12 protein-coding genes and 5 pseudogenes are annotated in these 21,016 nt (G+C 54.4%); 12 read left to right on the top strand and 5 right to left on the bottom strand.

Features of this window, described 5'->3' with window-relative positions; genetic code table 11:
* Window positions 1–1,461: 1,461 nt before the first annotated feature.
* Both AC2TAD_RS21455 and AC2TAD_RS21450 read right to left on the bottom strand, forming a co-directional pair.
* Window positions 1,462–2,880: an AAA family ATPase gene (locus AC2TAD_RS21455; protein WP_480870445.1), complete on the bottom strand. Its 1,419-nt coding sequence runs from the start codon at window positions 2,878–2,880 to the stop codon at window positions 1,462–1,464.
* 127 nt (window positions 2,881–3,007) lie between these two features.
* Window positions 3,008–3,907 (bottom strand): PriCT-2 domain-containing protein, encoded by a 900-nt coding sequence (locus tag AC2TAD_RS21450; protein ID WP_480870441.1) that lies wholly within the window; start codon window positions 3,905–3,907, stop codon window positions 3,008–3,010.
* Here AC2TAD_RS21450 and AC2TAD_RS21445 point away from each other — a divergent pair.
* From AC2TAD_RS21445 to AC2TAD_RS21435, 3 genes and pseudogenes are all read left to right on the top strand, one after another.
* Complete coding sequence (locus AC2TAD_RS21445; protein WP_480870448.1) at window positions 3,794–4,318, top strand: IS4/Tn5 family transposase DNA-binding protein; 525 nt, start codon at window positions 3,794–3,796, stop codon at window positions 4,316–4,318. The two genes, AC2TAD_RS21450 and AC2TAD_RS21445, sit on opposite strands and share 114 nt — an antisense overlap.
* Window positions 4,233–4,496, top strand: a complete 264-nt coding sequence (locus AC2TAD_RS21440) for a hypothetical protein (protein WP_480870438.1) — start codon at window positions 4,233–4,235, stop codon at window positions 4,494–4,496. The genes AC2TAD_RS21445 and AC2TAD_RS21440 overlap by 86 nt, the downstream gene beginning before the upstream one ends.
* A 149-nt stretch (window positions 4,497–4,645) precedes the next feature.
* Window positions 4,646–4,861: pseudogene (locus tag AC2TAD_RS21435) on the top strand (transposase domain-containing protein); the annotation flags it as partial.
* Window positions 4,862–4,875: 14 nt separating this feature from the next.
* Here AC2TAD_RS21435 and AC2TAD_RS21430 read toward each other — a convergent pair.
* A pseudogene (locus tag AC2TAD_RS21430) lies at window positions 4,876–5,019 on the bottom strand (IS481 family transposase); the annotation flags it as partial.
* 517 nt (window positions 5,020–5,536) lie between these two features.
* Entirely contained in the window at window positions 5,537–6,880 is a 1,344-nt protein-coding gene (locus AC2TAD_RS21425; protein WP_480870435.1) for a UDP-glucose dehydrogenase family protein, read from the bottom strand.
* A gap of 218 nt (window positions 6,881–7,098) precedes the next feature.
* Here AC2TAD_RS21425 and AC2TAD_RS21420 point away from each other — a divergent pair.
* The 6 genes and pseudogenes from AC2TAD_RS21420 to AC2TAD_RS21395 form a co-directional block, all read left to right on the top strand.
* Window positions 7,099–7,243, top strand: a pseudogene (locus AC2TAD_RS21420) (IS5/IS1182 family transposase); the annotation flags it as partial.
* Between the two features lie 318 nt (window positions 7,244–7,561).
* The gene (locus tag AC2TAD_RS21415; RefSeq protein ID WP_480870432.1) at window positions 7,562–8,569 is read left to right on the top strand and encodes a UDP-glucuronic acid decarboxylase family protein; all 1,008 of its coding nucleotides are present in this window, start codon (window positions 7,562–7,564) and stop codon (window positions 8,567–8,569) included.
* Between the two features lie 204 nt (window positions 8,570–8,773).
* Window positions 8,774–10,729: a hypothetical protein gene (locus tag AC2TAD_RS21410; RefSeq protein ID WP_480870429.1), complete on the top strand. Its 1,956-nt coding sequence runs from the start codon at window positions 8,774–8,776 to the stop codon at window positions 10,727–10,729.
* A gap of 228 nt (window positions 10,730–10,957) precedes the next feature.
* Window positions 10,958–11,698: a class I SAM-dependent methyltransferase gene (locus AC2TAD_RS21405; protein ID WP_480870425.1), complete on the top strand. Its 741-nt coding sequence runs from the start codon at window positions 10,958–10,960 to the stop codon at window positions 11,696–11,698.
* Window positions 11,699–11,855: 157 nt separating this feature from the next.
* On the top strand, window positions 11,856–14,549 hold the full coding sequence (locus AC2TAD_RS21400; RefSeq protein ID WP_480870423.1) for a glycosyltransferase: 2,694 nt from the start codon (window positions 11,856–11,858) through the stop codon (window positions 14,547–14,549).
* Window positions 14,550–14,721: 172 nt separating this feature from the next.
* Window positions 14,722–15,132, top strand: a pseudogene (locus tag AC2TAD_RS21395) (IS6 family transposase); the annotation flags it as partial.
* Between the two features lie 58 nt (window positions 15,133–15,190).
* On the opposite strand, the gene AC2TAD_RS21390 reads toward AC2TAD_RS21395, so the two are convergent.
* Window positions 15,191–18,166, bottom strand: coding sequence for a Tn3 family transposase (locus AC2TAD_RS21390; RefSeq protein ID WP_480870420.1), 2,976 nt, complete (start codon window positions 18,164–18,166; stop codon window positions 15,191–15,193).
* Window positions 18,167–18,300: 134 nt separating this feature from the next.
* Here AC2TAD_RS21390 and AC2TAD_RS21385 point away from each other — a divergent pair, with 134 nt between their 5' ends.
* From AC2TAD_RS21385 to AC2TAD_RS21375, 3 genes and pseudogenes are all read left to right on the top strand, one after another.
* A complete protein-coding gene (locus tag AC2TAD_RS21385) occupies window positions 18,301–18,861 on the top strand; it encodes a recombinase family protein (RefSeq protein WP_480870417.1) in 561 nt (186 codons plus the stop codon).
* Between the two features lie 485 nt (window positions 18,862–19,346).
* Window positions 19,347–19,850: pseudogene (locus tag AC2TAD_RS21380) on the top strand (transposase); the annotation flags it as partial.
* 130 nt (window positions 19,851–19,980) lie between these two features.
* Entirely contained in the window at window positions 19,981–20,790 is an 810-nt protein-coding gene (locus tag AC2TAD_RS21375) for a MipA/OmpV family protein (RefSeq protein ID WP_480870414.1), read from the top strand.
* The last annotated feature ends 226 nt before the right edge of the window (window positions 20,791–21,016 follow it).

Genomic DNA, 21,016 nt, shown 5'->3' with positions numbered 1-21,016 from the left:
GTGTTTGGGACGCGGAAGCTAAAACGTGGCGCTCGTCTGCTGGATATTGGGAGTAGACTTGCTTCGGTGTGTGCATGAGAACTCACGAACTTTCCATTCCGCGCGATTCTATGCACACCTGACGCAGTTCTGTCTTCAGACAATCTCCGCTGTAGGCGGAAACGGTATCTGCTAAGGAGATCACAATTCGAGGGTTCTTAGGGAATGGCATGCAATCCTTCTTAGTGTGGGCAATCTTTGAAAAGATGCCCCAGATGATGCGGGCGCCTCACAAGCATGTAAGAGACTGGCTGAAGGGGTGCCAAGGGGTGGGTCAACACTGCTTAGCCTCACTTGAAGCAAAGCCTGCAAGTGACAATCCGTTACGGAGATAGGGCTCGATTGCGCTCCTCCGACAGACAAATTCTTGCGCAACTGAGTATGAATCAGTTTGTTTTGCTTTTGTTTCAAAAATTACGATAAAATTTTTTCCACTTCTTCTCAGTAATTGGCTCTTGATAGAGAACGCCACGCTTTCCAGTCACCGCGTTTGGCAGCATTCCATGCAGCGACCAAAGCCATCTTCTGAAGAAGTCCGTTTTTGGATCCCAGCGTGTCCGTCACTTGCCACTCCGGCGTACGGACCAATTCGAGTGAAGGAGGATTTTCCGCCAGCCAATTGCGCGCAACACGTACCTGCCTGTTGATGAGTGGGCTAGAAGGCGTGCCTTTGTAGCTGCGTGCCCCATGCTTGACGCACTTGGGAGTACCAAATGCGGCCCATCCTTGACATGGTCGACCGTCCGTTCTCATAGCCGAACAACGCTTGTGTGGTCCAGAGCCGAAGCCATATGGTTTGGGTTCCTGCTTTTGACCTAATTTTAGGTTTGACATAGATCTGGCTCTGGCATCAGGGCGGCTAGACATCGGCATGCCGTGTTCTCTTACGTTACAGCTTTGAGAGGAGCTTTGCTGACCTCGCGGGTAGCCTTCAGCCAGTGTTTAGTGAGATCCATAAAGATTTCCTCCTTTTTCACACCTGTCATGGCCGGCTGCCGATTTGCGCCCTTGCCGACCTTTTTGCTTACGAGATATTTCCAATCAAGTTTGCGGTATCAATATACCCCACATTGAAGTCTGAGTTAAGCGCAGTCGGTTCCAAAAATAATGGGTAGTGCCAAAGGCAACGGTGTGTTGGCAATGCGGCTCCTACGACGGTTGCTGTCAGAGCCATTTAGCTCCGTCCTGCTTTGAGTGCATGTCTTCAATGTCGACTGTCACTCGACATGCACCAACTTGCACTAAGTCCGCTCGAGTTGAGAGGCGCGCCTGCCCGCTCCGCCGCCGGCGGGCGGGACGCTCTCGTAAGAGGGACACCTTTTTGAGGATAACAACTACAATGGCAGACCCAAAGCAGGGAGTACACCAGAGGGGATTGTTTGTTTGCATGTCTCTATGTAAGGGCCGACTAACACATGCACTCTATTCCTCGTCCTCGTGCGGGTCGTTCGGGCCAACGATTGCAAGCTCGATTGGACGCGTCCCCGCGCCCTTCTGTCGCTTCCCGCTTACAACTGAAATCCACCCATCCTCGAGCATCTGCTTGATGATCGATATTGCCCCACCTGCCGGTTTTCCATTCTTTTCAAGAATTTGCCCTACAACACCCTTCAGGTTCGGTGCGGCCGCTTGGCTTTTGTACGCCACCTCTTCGTCCTGCAAGCGCCGCTTGACGTTTGCCCAAATAATGTCGGCCAACCCGGCGGTTTCCGGTGGCGTGTAAGCCTTCGCGACGCCGACCGTCTCGGTATTCCCATCCACGCACATAACATCACGCAGCACGATCTCGTAGTAGGTGACGGCTGAAGGGCCGATATTGCTCTTGGTAGTACTCGCCTTGACGATGTTCCTGTGGGTCTCGATGCCCCACTCGGTCAGCTTGGCACGTGAGATCTTGTTCATGCTGATGACACAGCGAGCCGTGTCCACGATCTCGGAGCCGTGCTTCACATCATGCTGATCCTGGTCGCCGCGATTGAATCCCGCAGGTTTGCGGGTATGCACGCCACAGACGACGGCGATGCAGCACTCGACTGCGATCCTCGAGAACATATCGTACAGCACGTTTGACGCCTCATTCGTCATCGGTACGCCGCCGTAGAGATTCTTCATGGGATCGAGCATCAGGACCTCAACACCAAGGGCGGTGATGACGTCCTTCAGCGCCTTTTCAGCGTGCGGGTTCACTGCCGCGATGCGTATGTCAGGATCTTGCTTCAGGATCCCGAGGTCTCTGCCGCCAAGCGCCGAGCGGAAGGTGTCGCGCCCCATGGCGATCATGTTGTCGGTGTCACGATAGCCGTGCTCGTCTATTGCGGCACGGACCATCCGGTCGACCATGTCCTGCCCGTCTTCGAGGTTGATGTATAGTGCCTTGAAGCCGTCTTGGTTTACCATGGCGTGGATGGGTTCGCCGAGCGCCTTGCCGCCGCCTCTGGCAATATCGAGGGCCGCCGCGATCATATACGTAGACTTTCCAACGCCGCCCCCGCCTGCAATGAGTGTTATGAACTCTTTGGCGATCCTTTCCGACATGACCCGCGAGATGGCCTTTTTGGGGCGCAGGTCCTCCGTGACCGGCTTGAACAAGTGCAGGTCGATCTTGAACGGCTCGCCGCCTTTGTGCGTGTCCGTTTCGACGAAGACGGTCTCCAGCCCCTCTGCGTCAAAAGCCAGACGCCCGCCCATCCAGGTGACCGTGTAATCAAAATCTGCGGCCTCCTTTTCAATCGCGACCCTGTCACCTTTGTACTGGGCGACAATATTTCTTGCCCGGCGCTCAAACCCTGCCTGATCCTTATTGTTCCGCTCCGCGACGCCTCCCAGCTTTTCATCCTTCATTTTTCATCACCTCTTGCATGAGGTCCGCTGAGATGCGCGCAGCGCGACGGCTTTCGTGTTCGAAAATGTCCCTGACATCGATCTTCGCGAAGACGCCCATTGCGGTCAGTATTACAAAGGCGGTGTCCTACCGGTATCCGTTCAGCATGAAGCGCGCGATACGCTGCAGCGCCTCCCGGTCCCCGTCGAAGGCCTTATCCATCAGGCTGACCATCTCGGTCCTTGGCCTGGGTATGTCCTCGTTCTGCATCCTGCCGTGGCGGGGGCACCAGCCAAGCTCGCGGGCCTTGAAGAAGAACGACCCAACGCCAATCTCACGGACATTTTTGATGCTACGCCACAATCGTTCCGGGCTCGATCCATCCTTGCGACCAGATCCGTGAGCGTCTCCCCGAGCCGACCACTCGTAGAACGCCTGTTCGATCGTGAGGGCTGTGGTGGGGTCTACCTCTTGAGCGGCGGCCCAGCAGGCGTGCGCCATCGTTACCCAATCCTCGCGCCCGAGCGCCGGATTGGGCAGTTGCGCCAAGATGTCTGGGATGCTTTCGATGCTGTGTTGATCTTCTGGCAATGCCAGCGAGCGACCGACGCGGGATGTGTGCCACACGCCCACGCGATCCTTGATCACCTTGCGCGCCTCCTGCGCGCTGTTGATTGTCTGCGGCGATCCAGGGATCTGATCGAAGGTTAGCATGATGAACCGCGCGTTGCCCGCATACAGCCCAGCGCCGTTGCGCTCCCGCGTGCCAACGTCCTCATCTTCCCTTGGTATCAGGACATGCACCCCCGTGCCGGAGGCTGAGACCTCGGCGTAACTCTCCGGCTGCTCCAAGACGGGTCTCAGCCACTCGGCGGTTATATCGCCTGTCATGGGATCGCGCACCTTGTCGAAGTCGGCGATGACCATGGCGCTATCTTCGCGAGGCAGGTATCCGACGGCGAACCTGACGACGTAGTCGAAAGGGTCGGTGCGCCTTTCATTGGCGCGCCTGATTTTGTCGTTAATCTCGTCGATCCGCTTGTTCAAGTCATTAGCCCTCTGCGCGGCCTTAGCCTGATCGAGGAAGGCAGCCTGCTCGCGGTCGCACGGGAAGCCTGTCGCGGCACTAACTGGCACCTTGGTCGCCGTCGTGACGGCTGCCACGCACCAGGGTGTGAGCTGGTTGACGCTCGGCTGAACCGGCGACTGGGAGCAATGCTGGAGGCTCTCGGAGAACGGTCAGGGAAATCACTACCCACGGCATTCCAGGCCTGGTCGAATACCAAAGCCGCTTACCGGTTATTCTCCAAAAGTAATGTCAGCGAAGACAAGATTTTGGAGGGCCATTTCGCCGCCTCTGCCTTGCGTATTCATGCAACCGCCGCCGGTATCTCGCACTGCAAAAGAGACCGGGAAGGAGCGCACCACCGCCGCGACCGGAATTGCTCCCGCCATTAAGTCCGAAAGCGTTCCTGGCCAGTTGCGCCTGATTGCGTTCATATTCCTCCCAATCGATATAGCCGACATGGTCAACGAAACGCGCATCTACTACGCCACAGAGCTCCAGCATGTGATGCCAGCCCTGCCCATTGCGGGCCAGGCGCGACGCTTCCAGGCAGAATACTTCGCCAACTGACACCGAACACAACACGGCGACAAGTCGTTCGAGACCGAGATGCTGGCCATCCCCGCGATTGATGGTCCTGAAAACCCTCACGTCCCAGCTAAAAAAAGCGTGCCACCGATATAGGATACGTTAAAACTGTCCAAAATGGGTAGAATGAACGGGAATTGGCACTCAACAGAAAAACCGCCTTCTTTGCCGGTCACGATACCGAAGCACAAAACTGGGCGGTACTCGCGTCCCTCATTGAAACTTGCAAGCTCAATGCTGTCGATCCCCATGCTTTGCTCACCGCAAGGCTTCCAGGTATCGCCAACGGGCACAAGCCGTCTCGGATCAACGATCTTTTGCCATGGAATTATCAAAGCACCGTGTGATCGGGGTTAAGCTTACGGCTGTCATACAAATGTCGCCTGCGATAGAAACTGGCGCGCACAATCCCGAAATACCGGCACGCCTTACTCACTGATCCGATCTGTTCAGCGTGCTCAACAACACGCAAACTAAGACGGATCTCTCGCTTGTCCTCTGTCATCGTCTACATCCTCCTTCTCCAAATTTGAGCTTAAAGAAGATGTTTCGCAGGTACGTTCATATCTACACTACAAGACGCTGCATAGTCTGAAGCTTGTGGATTGAATGGAGTGCCTACCTAAAAGAGTATAGCGGCTATTCAAGCAATCGCGTTCATCAGACTTAACCAACCTCGTTGTCTCAACAACCTGCCCGAAATGGTGCTGGCGATCCTCTCAACGTAATAGGATGAAACATGACGCGAGGCATGAGGGCGGACTCCACCACGAATCCAAGCTGAGATGGGAAATCGAAGTTACTCAATCCCACTTGAAAAGTGATCGGTTTTGGTAGTGAGGTCCTTCGCTTTGAAAGAAATTGTACACCCAAGTTAGGGCCGATCCGATTGAGCCCAAAGCGAGGTCGAAAGCCACGCGATGAATACGCTGCTCGTCCCTCTCATCGCGTAACAGATCGGCAATGCCGATACTCTGGCCGAGTTGATCGTCACGGCGCAATCCTATGTGTCGACCTGATCGTTACTCGGCCGCGAGTTTTCTGCCCTCCGGCCCGAACGCGCCGCGCCCGACCGCTTCATAGGCCTCAAAGCCGGCGCGGTAGGCGTCGTGGGCAGAGTAGATGTTGCGCAGATCGGCGAGGCGCGGGGTGGCCATGCTGGTCGCAAGGCGCTTGAGGTCCAGCGCCCGGAACTCATTCCACTCGGTCAGCAGTACAACGAGGTCTGCGTTCTGCGCAGCCTCGTAGGGGTTGTCCATCCAAATGACGCCTGGCAAGAGCGCCTCGGCCTCACGAAAGCCCTTCGGATCCACGACTCGCACCTTGGCGCCACCGCCCACAAGCGCCGGCACAATCGTCAGAGAGGGGGCGTCGCGCATGTCGTCAGTGTTAGGTTTGAACGTCACGCCCAGCACGGCAATAGTCTTGCCGTTGAAGGTTCCGTCGCAGAGATCGCGCAGCTTCTCGACCATACGTCCCTTTACCCCGTCATTCACGCGAATCACGGTCTCGACGATGCTCTGGGGAACGGCATGTTCCTGCCCGATCCGAACCAGCGCGCTCGTGTCCTTGGGAAAGCACGATCCGCCATAGCCAGGACCGGCGTGGAGAAACTTGTTGCCTATCCGCCCGTCCAGCCCGATGCCCTTGGACACTTCCTTGACGTCCGCACCCACCCGTTCGCATAGCGCGGCGATTTCGTTGATGAAGGTTATCTTGGTCGCGAGAAAGGCGTTGGCGGCGTATTTGATCATCTCCGCACTTTCAAGATCAGTGGTGATGATTGGGAAATCGCGCAGGAAGAGTGGGCGATAAACCTCCGCCATGACCTCGGCCGCGCGCTCGGTCTCTATACCCACAACAACGCGGTCGGGGCGCATGAAATCGTCGATCGCGGACCCTTCGCGCAAGAATTCGGGGTTGGAGACTACGTCGAATGCTGCCTCGGGGTTGGCCATGGCCACGACTTCTTTGACCTTGCGATTGGTTCCAACGGGCACGGTCGACTTTGTCACGATGACGCCGTAGCCGGTCATGACGCACGCGACTTCCTCAGCGGCGGCCATCACGTAGGCGAGATCGGCATGGCCATCGCCGCGACGGGTCGGGGTACCCACGGCGATGAAGATCGCGTCCGCCCCGTCCACCGAGGTGGCGAGATCAGTCGTGAACGAGAGCCGCCCCGCCTCTACATTCCTTGCTATCAACGAGGCGAGTCTGGGCTCATAGATGGGAACCTCCCCAGAATGGAGCAACGCGATCTTGTCGGGGTTTTTGTCCACGCAGACGACGTCATGCCCGAAATCCGAAAAACAGACGCCCGAGACGAGGCCGACATAGCCCGTGCCGATCATGGTAATTTTCATTTAATCGCTCCTGCGAACCCGTGATTGTGCGCTCTGACATACAACTGTTCAAAGGGGCATACAAAGAGAAATCTCGTGGTATTTACGGGAGGCGGATGGGTGGGCTCAAGACGACAGCGGAAAGACGATCGACGTCACGAATCCGGCCACGCGTAAGGCAACCGGGACGGTATCGGCCAGTTGAGCGGCCAAGACGCCAGACGCGATCGACGTGGTTGCTGCACATACTAATCGACAGCACAGGCACATAAGGTTGAAGGCGAAAGCGACTTGCACGCCCGCAAACCAAGTGGCCCCAAGCGACGGGTCTGGCGCAAGCTCCATCTCAGGATTGATAAGCGAACTCCAGAGAACAGGGCCGCCTAAGTTACCGGAAGCCATATCGTTGAAACACTTGTCCTGCCCTTTCTACTCAGGCAGCGGACTCGCAAAACTGGCACCATAGTCCTATAGATCCGAGTTTGATCATTGCCATGAAGTTGGCTGGTATTTTTTCGTATCGGGTGGCAATTCGTCGAAACGAGGCGTTTAGACAGCCGAAGAACCGTTCGATCGGCATTGCCATTTGTGGACAGGTTTCTGTTTTCTTCATCTTTATCTTTGCCGAATGAGAACGAGGATGATGGACAATTTTAGCTTGATGTTTCCACCCATTTCCAGCACACACTCTGGATTAGACCAATGACGCGGAACAGTCTCAATATGGCTACAGGAACGTTATCCAACCCTACAGCACGCCGGGTACTTGTCACGGGTGGCGCCGGCTTCCTCGGCACGCACCTTTGCACAGCGCTTTTTGAACTCGGATATGAGGTTCTCTGCCTGGACAACTTTTTCACGGGGCGGCGGTCGAACGTCGCTCACCTGCTCGGTGAACCAAAATTCGAATTGCTCCGTCACGACGTGACGTTTCCGCTCTATGTTGAAGTTGACGAAATATATAATCTGGCTTGCCCAGCGAGTCCAATACTGTACCAAAGGGATCCAGTGCAGACCACAAAGACCAGCGTGCATGGCGCCATCAACATGCTGGGGCTGGCGAAGCGGACCGGGGCACGCGTGCTTCAGGCATCGACTTCGGAAGTGTACGGAAACCCAACAATCACGCCGCAGCCAGAAGAATATTGGGGCAACGTAAATCCAATCGGCATCCGCTCATGCTACGACGAAGGCAAACGATGCGCCGAGACCCTCTTTTTTGACTACTGGCGCCAACACCGTCTGGAAATCAAGGTGGCGAGGATCTTCAACACCTATGGGCCAGGTATGCATCCGCAAGACGGACGCGTGGTCTCGAACTTTATCGTCCAAGCGCTGAGTGGCCAGGATCTAACTATATACGGGGACGGCTCACAAACGCGCTCGTTCTGCTATTGCGATGACTTGATCCGGGGTATGATTGCCCTCATGCAAAGTCCTGCCGACGTCACTGGGCCGATCAATCTTGGGAATCCGGTTGAATTCACAATCCGTGAACTAGCTGAAGCAGTCTTAGAACTCACTGGTACGGGTTCAAAAATCGCGTTCAAACCGTTGCCAGAAGATGACCCGAAACAACGGAAACCCGACATATCACTTGCCAAATCGTCTCTTAGTTGGGAGCCCGAGGTCAAGCTTCGCGACGGACTGGTTCGGACGATTGAGTATTTTGACAAGCTGTTGTCCGAAGGAGAGGTAGAGCTGACATGACGGGCGTTGGGTCATCGGCGTTTCTTTCGAGATCAAGCGAACCGGTCGCCCGCCGCACATCCTGACTTGTTGAATTGGTTTGCGTTCCTGCACTTTTTGTCATCGACGGTTACAACATGTGGGCTGACTCTTTCACCTATACTTTGGACAATTTATTGTTTGCAAACTAGAGAACAAAGAAAGATATATTGAGGGTGGTCGATTGTGGAAAAAAGATGCCTCTTCATAACAAATGGAAATACGCCTCAAGGCGAAATGCTTTTAAGACTGTCTCTCCTAATGCGAGAGAGGTTTGATGGATCCAGATTTGTAGTTGTCTCCGATAGCCTAAGTGAGGATTATTGCGAGTCGTTGAGGTTTCATGGCGCGTACGTCCATATCTTGGATGCAGAATGCGTCGAAAGTGTTAGCAAGGACTTTTCCTCTGAGGCTCATCCGCTAGGAAAAATCGCTAAGCCAGTCTTTCTAAAGATGGCACTAGAGACTTTTGGTCAGGAAAACGAGAATGTCGCATACTTGGATCCGGATATCCTGATCCAAGGCAACCTCGCAAATTTTGACGCTATGGCGTCAAGCGAGTGTGTCGTCATGGCGAAGGAGATGGTGAAATCACTCGACAATCCCGGAGTAGCAGCCAAGCTGCAACGGGCGGTCGACATGAATGCGCTTACCGATCAGCAGGTGAGATCCTTCGAAGCCGAGGTGAATACAGGCTTTCAGTATGGCGGTATCGATGCCATGTTCCGGTATCTGAATCCGTTCTTAGAGTTCATGCGCAGCGATTCAATGCGCGAATTCTACAAAAACAGCAGAGACCGGAGCAATTCCTGGCATGATCAAGATTTCTTTCGTGCTTTTCTGCGCGCCAATTCCGACCGCTCTTGGTTGAAGCTGGCCGGCAAGGAGCACATCGCCACATTGAACGGCGATGCCATGCGTGAGGTGATCATATCGTCTGAGACTCCGAAAGTGCATCTTGTCGATGGCCGGGTGCCCGACGTAGTCCACTTTGCTGGGAGCGCATGGAGACGGAACGCGGCGGCATTGGGGTACTTCGAGCTGGCGCCGACAACCACCGGGCGGGACATCCCGGAACAAATTGACATCCTGAAACTCGAGCAGCGCGCGCGGCAGGTCGGAAAGGCCGAGGCTTCAGCTCAAAACTGGCGGAACGCACATGAAAACCTGCGACGTCAACATGAGGAATTGCTAGAGAAGCGGAACGAGTTGAAGCCGAAATACTCAGACATGGTTACACGGGATGCCGTCCCGCCGCAAAGAAAACAGAGTAAAAAAATGGCACAACGTGCCCTTACCACCATCGCCTTAGGGGAGGAATATTTCCGTATGGGCGTCGCATTGATGCGATCAGCTCATGCGCTGTCCTCGGGCATCGACCGCTATATCATCTACAAAGACGACGAAACCGACACATCTTTCCTGCCTGTCCCAGATTTTGTCGAGATAAGGCCCTGCGGGAGCAACCGCTTTCGCTATCCTGACAGTCCCTTCGCGTCGCGGATGGACAAGTCGACGCCGCTCGTGGATGTGAGTACGAAAGATGCGACCGTTCTGTTCCTGAAGGCCAACACAATCATTTACCGCGACGTCCTCGATCAGATGTTTGACGAGATTGAAGCGAGTTCGGTGCTGGTCCATGCAATGGAGCGGCCGGATGATTTCGACTGGATGGCAAGAACGGTAAAGATCGATGACGGCGAACGGACCGAAGGCTTCAATCTAAAGAAACGCGCCAGCGAAGTCGGCATTCACATACCGAACATTACTCTGAGCGCAGCGGTTTTCGGACGAGCGCCAACTGTCGCAGGGTGGGAATTCTCGACCCGTGTCGACGAACTATTGCAAGACCCACCTTTCCAAATATGGCCCAACAGCCACTATCTTAACGACGAACCTTTCATCGCAATTGCCTATCTCGCAGCGCAGGCACGGCACGGGCTGGTTCACAGGCCGTTGACCAAAGACCTTTATATGGGCCTGTGCAGCGGCGAGCATTTTGTTCTGATGGACGAGGAGGGCCAGGTTCACGTCGGAAACGAGCTTCCCGCCATCGTTTATTTCGCGGGCAAGAACCGGCGAGATACGGAAATCTATCGGGCGATGCTGCGACGCTTCGCCCCTGTCCACGACGAAGGATGACTGCATTGGTGGCACCCATAGACCGGTTCCTTGTTGGTCTTAAGCCGCGCTTTTCACAATTAGCGAATACCGCGCTTCCGGTCTCTCAGTAGCTTGTGAATACACGCGAAGAACTTTCGGACGACCACTACTTTGCGGACTCGGGAGCGCTAATACTGACGGTTGCCCCAAGGCCCATTTTCATCTAACGGTTTAAAATCTGATGACGTTAAGGATAGGAATTTTCACGTGTCCACAGAACAGTTTGTCTCAGCTCATCTCGATCGCTACGACAACGTAATCGAACCAATTGACGGTTGGTTCGAACGCGACAACGTGGCCGCCATGGCGCTCATCTCAAGGGCGCAAAAAGAATCTGGCGTGGTTGGTGATATAGTTGAAATAGGGGTGTATAAAGGAAAGACATTCTTTTTCTTATCAGGCCTGCTTGCTTCTGGTGAACGACTTATTGGTGTCGATCAATTTACTATGCGTGGCAAAGACCTATTGCCGGAAGTCAAGGCCTACGCAGAAACCGCGTGCGAAAACAGATCTCAGTGCACTTTACTCAAGTGTTTTACGAAAGCTCTTCGGGATCATCCCCTGCCCAGCGCAAACGCTCGCATCATACATATTGATGCAGGCCACGAACACGATGACGTCTACTTTGATCTCGCTACAGTTTATCGTCAATGCTTCCCAGATCACGGCGGCGTGATCATTATGGATGATGCGATGATTCAAGGCTTCCCGGGCATTCAATCCGCAATCTATCAATTTATCCTGACAGGGCCGGGGAATGATTTGAGACCATTTTTGATGACCCGCGGTAAAATGTATCTATGCCGCGCTAAGGACCATCATCACTTCAAGAGCGTCGTGGCTGAAATGGGCGAGGTATCTGTGCGAAATGTACTGGATGTGAGCGTTTTGGTGAGACACCATAACATAAGAAAACCGGAGCCGGAGCCGATCGAAATCCTACTGTGACTTTAGAAGCAGGTAAATACGCCCGATCGAACATTCGTCTTCAATGCAGGCTTCGTTTTGCATTGAGGAGGCGCTTGACATGGGCAGGGGTACAAGGCTTCGATTCGATACAGTGGATATTACCCCTTAAAGTTCAGCAGGGTGGAGACTCCGACAAGTGAAAAAAAAGCAACCGGAATCCGTTCAGAATGGGCTCGATCTGAAGGTCGCGCTGTCCGAAGTCATACGCGTCTCGCCAACGCTTCTCCTTATCCGAGGTTGGTGTACATGGGCGGATGTTACTCTGCAGATAAGAATTGATGGTCACGAACCGGTACGCGTCACCGTAGCCGATTTGTGTGCTAATCGGGCTACACTCGAATTCGAGCAGTTTGTTCAAATTCCTTCAGATCGGCTCGATTCTGCCAGTGACGGGCTTGAAGTTGCTCTTGAAGTGTCGCGCGATGAAGTTCTTCTGGCCCGGTTTGCGCGACGGCTGAGTGCCGGAAAGATCGACCGCTCTTCTATCGACTGGAGTAGGCTGGAAGGCCAGATCCGGTCCCCTGTCCTCTGGCAGGACGAGCCAGACGGCGACCTGATCAGCGTCGTTCTAAGCGTCTACAATGGTGAAGAGTACCTTGAGGACGCTATCGACAGCGTTCTTGCCCAGACTGATCCCGATTTCGAACTGATCATTGTCGATGATGGATCGCACGACGGATCAAGCGCAATGATCGAGGCGGCGGCGGACCGCGACCCTCGAGTTCGTCCGTTCATCCGCAGCTTCAACTCGGGCCAGGGCGCTGGGTTCAATCTCGGCATCTCCGTCGCCCGCGGCGATTTGGTGTGTTTCATGGATGCCGATGATTTCTGGTTTCCTGAGAAACTCGCGCGAATGCGGGGTGCATATGCCAATGCCGCGGACGATGTGGCTTTTCTCCAGCACAACCTCGAGGTTTTTCGCGGCGGTCGGCTGACTGGCGAAGCGTTTCGACCAGCTCTTTTGAGCGGCGACATCCTGAACTTTGCAAGACAATTTGGGCACCGGATACCCGGACCGAATGTGCCGACGGCTGGCCTCGCCTTTCCAGCCCGGGTCCTCCGCGCCATCTTCCCTATTCCAGGATCATTTCGGCTTTGTGCCGACGGCTTCTTAACACGGGCGGCCGCGTCACTCGGCCGCTGCCTCAGCATCGATGAAAACCTCGGTGCCTATCGAATCCACGAAACGAATTCAACGATTGAGAACCCGACGTTCGATTCTACTGATTACGTTGAGAACCTTCTTATTCCACAAATGAATTTTTTCTTTCGGCGTACAGATAGCCCTGCCCGGCTTCCTTTTTCTGGGTACACGCCAGCGATTCCATTGAATCGACTTTCGATAAGATCCCGTGAAGGCGGCACCACATTCGAGAGTGTCCGGTCGGCGGGTAAGCCAAATAGTATTAACGCGCTCAGGAATATCCATAGGGGCCGCCGCGGTTTTATTGTAGCGACAGGTCCGAGCCTAACGGTAGAGGACCTGGACCACTTAAAAGATGAGATAACGTTCTCCTGCAACAAGATAACGCTTGCGTTTGACAGGACGGATTGGCGCCCGACGTATTACTCGATTATCGATGCGATAGTCAGCGAAGATTTTTCTTATGATTTCGAAAGTTTGTCTTCCACGAAGTTGTTTCCGGACGACTTGAGGTCAAAATATGAGGGGCTGTCTAACAAGTTATTCATTCCAAATCGAAAGCCGATCTACAAAGACGGTGAACGAATCTTTGAGTTCAGCCGGGATTTGGAGGCCGGTGCTGCAGGTGGGTTTACGGTGATCTACCTCTTGATGCAGGCCGCCTATTTCATGGGCATCAATGAACTGTATCTTGTTGGACTAGATTTTGATTTCTCGGTCAACACGGTGAGCGATGAAGTGACCGAAAAGGGTGAACCGATCATCATTAACTCAAGTGAATCGAACCACTTCGATCCGCGATACCGCGTCGAGGGCGAGCGCTGGTCAGTACCCCGGCTAGATCTGCAGCGGAAAGCCTTTTTCGAGGCCAAGAAGGCGTTTGAAGAGGATGGCCGCAAAATCCTGAATGCATCTCGATCAACGAAACTCGATGTCTTCGACAAGGTCGATTTCGACGAGATCGTGCGCGGTGACCATGACTTCAATCCGCAGGCAGCTGCAACGTCGATAGCCCAGGAAGTGATTGGCCAAATTCACCGATGTCATCTTGACCGAGAAAACGGAGTGCTAGTAATCGAAGGGTGGATCACTCCTTCGCCCCACTCAATCGATATAGAAATAAACTCGACCGTGCAGCGCAAGCCGTTTGAACCGAGCGCTTCGTCACGGTGTTTTCACAATTACCAACTGATTGAGGAAGCATCGGGTTTCGCTTTTCGGTTTGACGTCGGAGACCTTGCTCAGCCAGAGTACCTTATTCTTACATTCAATTTTCTTCATGGATATTCTATTCGTCATGTTGCCGAATTTACTCTTGGTGACGAGACATCGCAGCATTTAGAAGAAGCTGAACGCGATGCGGGGATGCTTGATGTTGCCGAATTTACTCTTGGTGACGAGGCATCGCGGCATTTAGAAGAAGCTGAACGCGATGCGGGGATGCTTGCTCTGGCGGAGGTGTACGCCGCCGGCCCAGTGACAGAGCGAACGCTACGGCAATCTGAATGGCTTGTTCGTGAAGGGTCCTTAAACTACGCCATCGCGCGCTTACTCAAGAAGTCTGGAGGGATTCGCCACTCGGGGCTCTCGACCGCAGACAAGGCAACGTTAACCATTGTATATGCCGTCATGTCTGGTTGGCACCGCGTGACTGGAAAGCGAAAACTCATGCGCGCCATTCGCTGATTCAACTAATCCGTCAGACTTGTCTGAACGGCATTGCCAAAACTGTGTGCACGGATCGATCTTGAGGCGCAGTGACTTCATTTCCCAGGCTCTGTTGCAAAGTTTTGGCTGTTGACGCACTTAAGTTTAACGTGTGGATGGCTTTCGGTCCCAACTAGTCGAAAGCCAGCTCATGATCACCTTCAAAGGCGCGCAATACCCCAAGGATGTGATCCTCTTTGCTGTGTTCTTCTACGTTCGATACGGCGTGTCGTATCGGGATCTTGGAGAAATCATGTCAGAGCGTGGCGTTGCGGTGGACCACACGACGCTGAACCGTTGGGTGACAAAATACGCTGGTGCAATTGCCGAAGTCGCGCGCAGGCGCAAGGGACCGTGTGACCGCTCCTGGCGAATAGATGAAACATACATCAAGGTGAAAGGTGCGTGGGTCTACCTCTACCGAGCCGTCGATAAACACGGCGAGACGTTGGATTTCATGCTTTCAGGGCGTCGGAACAAACCTGCTGCTACGAAATTCTTCGCTCGAATGCTTGAATGCCATGGCCTTCCAAGAAAGATCGTCATCGACAAGAGCCGTGCGAAGGGGTCACTGCATAAAAGTGACATTATTGTCCGGTTCGTGCGAACGAACGGAGAACTTATGCGGCATTGCGAAGATCATTTTTCCGAAGTGGCCTGAGGCGATCTGGGTTGAATGGCGGTTTCATGTTCCACAGGTAGTCGCCGGTCAATCCGACATGGGCCCAGCCAAGCGGCGCGATGTGTTTGACGATATCGATTGGGATGGTCACACCGTTTTTCCTCAGATCAGTGATCGAGGCTTCCAGATATTTTGTGTTCCACAGGATGATGGCTGCGACCAGAAAGTTGAGACCGGATGCTTTGTGGATCTGGTGCTCATAGCTGTGATCGCGCATTTCACCGAGTTGGTTGAAGAAGACCCCGCGTGCGAGGGCGTTTCGTGCTTCTCCTCTGGCCAGACTTGCGCTGGTTCGTTTTCGCAATTCCAGGCTTCGCATCCATTCCAGGGCAAACAAGGTCCGCTCCAACCGTCCCAGTTCGCGTAGGGCGATTGCTAGTCCGTTTTGCCTGGGATAGGCGGACAAGCTTTTAAGGATCGCTGATGCGGTGGTGGTCCCGGCCTTGATGGACGTCGCCAGCCTGAGGATCTCGGGCCAGTTATCGACAATGTGACCGACCTTGATGGTGCCGCCGATGAAGGGTGTCATGACGGCCGGAGGCTTCATGCCGGGCAGGAGATACAATTTTCGATCCTTGAAGTTTCGCAATCGGGGCGCAAAGCGGAACCCCAAGAGATAGCACAGTGCAAAGACGTGATCCGTCGCGCCGCCAGTATCCACATGGTGCTCTTCGATTGCGACACCCGATTGGTGGCGAAGCAGACCATCCAAAACGAAGGGCGCTTCGCTTTCGGTGGCGGTGATGACCGTCGAATGAAACGGGCTGAATTGATCGGAGATGTGGGTGTAGAACTTGAGACCCGGGGTACGCCCGTATTTTGCGTTGATGTCTGCCGAAGCCTCACCGCGACCGCCTGCCCGGAAGAACTGCCCGTCAGAGGATGACGTCACGCCATCCCCCCAGAGTTTGGCCAGCGGGAGTTCGCGGTGCATGTCGATCAAACAAGCCAAGGCGCTTGAATATGTTTCCTCACGCAAATGCCAGTCATGAGCCCATGCGATCTGCCGGGCGGACAGATTGTGGGTTGCTGCCGCCATGCGGGATACACTCAGGTTGATTCCATCGGCCAGGACTGCGGCAAACAGGGCCTTTTGATCTTCCGCCGGTCTGCCCGAGCGATAGTGGGTGAAGCACTCCGCAAATCCAGTCCAGGCGTTCACTTCTGTCAGCAGGTCGGGGATCTTGATCTGTGGCAATTGCCCGTAAACCAGACGGCTCATGGCCGTGGCGGCATCGGGTGTTTCGTCTTTGACCGGGGTAACGCTCAGGGTGCCACCCTGAATGGCGACGTCCGGCAGAGTCCCCGCTTCAGCCCGGGCCGCGACAATGGCCATGGTCACCTCGATCTGCTGTTGCCGGTCCGCAAGATAGGTTTCTGCATCCGCGGCGGCCGCTATCGGCAATGATCCGTCGGTACGCAAGATCTCGAAAGTGGTCTTGGGGATGAGCCGATCATCAAAGTTGCGGCGCTGCCGATTTCCTTCGACCCAGACATCCCCTGCCCGAAGCCGATCGCGTAGTTCGAAGTAGACGCAAAGCTCGTATGCGCGCCGGTTGACCTCCCCGGGCGCCGGAAAGACAAATGGACGCCAGACTTTCCGAATGAACCCCGTTGGCGGGTTGTCAGGCAGACTGCGCTTGTTCGCCTCAAACATGATGCGCAAAAGATCTACTGCGCGCAGAAGGCTGGCAGCGCTGGCCGCACCTTTGAAGCCGAATCCCCTTATTATCATGGGCGCAAATTGACGAGCCGTCTGATATTTCCCGATGAGCTCCGCGTATTTGTCGGGTTTTCCGTCTCCCAGGGCCGTTTCAATTGCGGATGTGGCACTCTCGATCTCATCCCAATTGGCCGTGTCCAGCATCCCGTTGAGATTGCCGCTTTGCAGGCGGGCCGTCAGTGCCTCACGGCAAAAGGCTTTGAGAGACTGCAAGGGGCGGATGATGTCCATCAGGAGCTGTGATGCTTTATCGGAACTTTGCTGTTCCGCCTTTCGAAAGCTTCGACCCAGCAACTTATCGAACACATCCAGTGCAAGGTCGGTGAGCTGTTCTTCCAGCCGCAAACAGGCGGCTGACAAAACCGCCCACAACCGTGGCAAGGCCATACGGCGCAGGTTTTGCACCGTGATCCGCAAGCCTTCGCCGGCCAGATTGTCGAGGGCGGATGTCGAAATGCTCTGCCGCAAACTGGTGGGCAAGCCGATCGCTCGAACCACCAACAGGCGATCCAAAACTGCCTTGATGGACTTGGCCGACGCCGATTTAGGTGCAGCCTTCAACCAACTCAGCGTCGATACCTCGCCCAATTCAGGGGGCGCAATCAAAGCGCGCAGAGCATCGTGGTGGTCCGGATGCAGGTCCTGGGTCAGAGCAGAAATCCTGACATTCTCCGCGCGTCGGATCGCGTGCCTGACAATCAGTTCAGCGGTCCGGCGGGCCGGGACCAGGATACGCCGGCGCCTCAGTTCTTCAATCAACGAGATCGCCAAAGGCTCGGCACGTGGGTCTTCTCCGGCAGATGGTGTCAGCCAATGAACAAGTTCCCGGATGAGTGGTCTTGTGAAGGCCTGATATCCGAACCGGGCCATGATTTGCGCGATATGTTCGCGTCGAGACTGTGGGCGTCGATCATAGGCCGCCAGATCGGAAGCACTGGCATCAACCTGATCTGCAAGAAAGGCCAGCATCGCATGATTGGGCTGTTCTCCAACCTCACGAACCCGCCCGGGATGGCGCAGATAAGCCAATGATACGGCATAGCCCAGACGGGCAGCTGCTGTTCGCTTTCTGGCGACAGCCTCAATCTCGTCCGGGGTGAGCGTGCAATACATCGCAACCTCTCGATCCTCCGAGGGCGGCGCCATCAACCGAGACCAGAACCTTGCCGTCAATAATTGTCGCCGTGCCATGAAATACCCTTCTTACATGCATGTCCGTGAAACGCTCGTTTGGCGGAACGTCCCGTTCCGTCCGTCAATATGGCTTGACAACGGGAAGTCGGACAAGTTGATTTAAGGACGGGAAAACGGACAAGGTTATCTTCATGGCGCTGATTGGATATGCGCGGGTCTCGACAACAGACCAAAAGCTGGAACCACAGGTCGACGCACTCAAGGCTGCGGGCTGCGAAACCGTGTTTGAAGATGTCATCTCCGGCGCCAAAGCTGAACGCCCTGGCCTCGATGAATCCCTGGCCTTTCTGCGCAAAGGCGACACGCTTGTGGTCTGGAAACTCGACCGCCTGGGTCGGTCAATGAAGCACCTGGTCGAAACAGTGACAGATCTCGGGGACCGTGGCGTTGGCTTCAAATCTCTGACGGAAGGCGTGGACACAACCACCACCGGCGGCACGCTGGTGTTCCATCTGTTCGGCGCGCTTGCCCAGTTTGAGCGCGACCTTATTGTCGAACGCACACAGGCAGGATTGAAGGCTGCCGCAACGCGCGGCAGAAAAGGCGGGCGCAAGCCTGTCGTAACACCCAAAAAACTGCAGCAGGCCGGAGATCATATCAGCGATGGATTGACGGTCCGAGAGGCCGCAGCGCGCCTCAAAATCAGCAAAACCAGCCTCTACAATGCTCTCAGAGACCAAAAAGCGGACTGAAAATACAGATGTTCCGGTTAAGTTCGCGCGAGCCGGACAATAAAGTCACTTTTATGCAGTGACCCCAAATAGAAGAAGACCGCGAACAAGATCACATTCTTCGGATATTGCGCACCTTTGAAAGAGATCATGAGCTGGCTTTCGACTTGATAGGATCAAAAGCCATTCATGCGCTAAACCCAAGAGCGTCAACGGTCTAAAATTTGCAACAGAACCTCCTGACCCTAAGCGCAAAGCGATGGTAAACCCAGACCGAATCGGCGATGACCTCGCGCGGAATACGAAAACCCTTCTGGCGCGAAATTTTGGGCGGTATCTTCTTGCGTTAGCGGTAGCCAGTTTAAAACGCGCAAACAAGTTGGCAATGCCGCATTAATTCGTATCTATTTAACCCATATTTCCCATGTGATTGAGTGATTTGGTTTCGTCAGTTTGTCTTTTCGTGTTATATTACAGTGTGTTAAGTTGCGCGGGAGGCTGCGATGTTGGATCACCCTGTGGGTGCGGCTTCAGAGGGCGATTTCCAGCTCGATTTTGACCGCCGCGTTCGTCTTGAATTCCGTGGCTCCAGGATCAGCTCCGATGGCGGCTTGCTTCTGTTTCGGGAGTTGGATGAAACCTTGGGTCTGCATGATTTGGCGGGGCAGATGTTGCGGGATACCCGGACCGGTAAGAACGGGGTTCATAATTTGGTAGCTCTGTTGCGCCAGTCGACCTTCGGGCGGCTTGCGGGATACCCTGATGTCAACGATGCAAACCTGCTGGCACGTGATCCGGTCATGCGCCAGATCGTCGGAGGGCGCGCAGTCGATGGCCAGGCGGCCTCAACCAGTCAAATGGCGCGGTTTGAGACGGACATTCTTGCTTCTGCTCACAATTCGTCCGCTTTGGCCGACCTCCCCGGCCAGTGGGTTGACGCGATGCACGATGTGCAGCCGCCCAAGTGGATCACACTGGACATGGACAGTTCCGTCAGCCCCGCTCATGGGGGTTTAATGGTAGCCAAATCGACGTTTTTCAGTTTGCCATTCGGAAGTGTGTTTCTCCGTAGGAACCAATTTATGCTTTAGTTTCAATCTCAAATCGTCAACAATAAGTCAGCTTACGAAGGATGGGAACTTGCAAAAACTGCTAGCAGCAGCGACGGCGCTCTGCATTCCGATATTTAGCAATTCGGCGGCTTCCGACGTGCAGTTGAGTGGGTTAGCTCCAAGCTACATTCCTAGCTACTTTGGTCTCGGTTTTGGAAGTTATCCCGAATACATCGGATCAGCGGACAACGTAGTTGGCGTTGCGCCATTTGGTCGGTTCTCATGGGGGGAGCAAAGATATGTTTCGCTAGAAGTCAATTATGCTTCGGTCAACCTTGTTGAAGACAGAAACTGGCGTTTTGGTCCCGCGGGTATGTTACGATTTGGACGAAAAGACGTGCAGGATACAGTGGTGGATAAATTGCCAGAGATCGACCCCTCATTGGAGGTAGGTTTTTTTGGGGCATACGAAGTAGTAGGAGAAGATCCTCGAGATCGATGGTGGCTCGGCGGCAACCTTACGCACGGAGTTACTGGAGATAACGATGGCTATACAATCGCTGCGTCTTTGCGACGCTGGATACCCATCGGGCAGTATTCCGCGCTGGGGCTTTCTCTTGGCACGACCTATGGTTCTTCAAATTACATGAATACATATTTTTCAGTAGATGCACGCGGCGCATCAGCCAGCGGATTACCAGTTTTCCAAGCAGGAGCAGGAATTAGGGACATACGTTTTGCCGCAATTTTTATGCAACCCATTAGCAAAAAATGGGTAGTCGGCGCGGGGGCTCTTTATAGTCGCCTGCTAAACGACGCGGAACAAAGCCCCATTGTAGCCGAGCGCGGTGACCGTGACCAACTCGTGTTCGGATTCGGCTTTGCTCGCGGGTTCTAATTCCCGCCCATAAATACGCCGGCCACAAAGCGCTTCAGCCTCATGGTCTTTTTATCAAGCATTCTGAGGCTATTCATTTTGGAATGCATTAACTCGGCAGCAGATCAAGGGAACGTAAGTGTATTCGAGTGTTCGAAGATCGGATTAATAACTAAAGGTGCTGCGGGAGATCGATTAGTCTTTGTTCGATACTTTGTTGCTCTTGATTTCGTAAACATCCGCAGAT

It is taken from the genome of Ruegeria sp. HKCCD7628 (genome assembly GCF_057221005.1).
The sequence above is the reverse complement of the archived record's forward strand: the minus strand, read 5'-3'. Positions and strand labels throughout refer to the sequence as shown.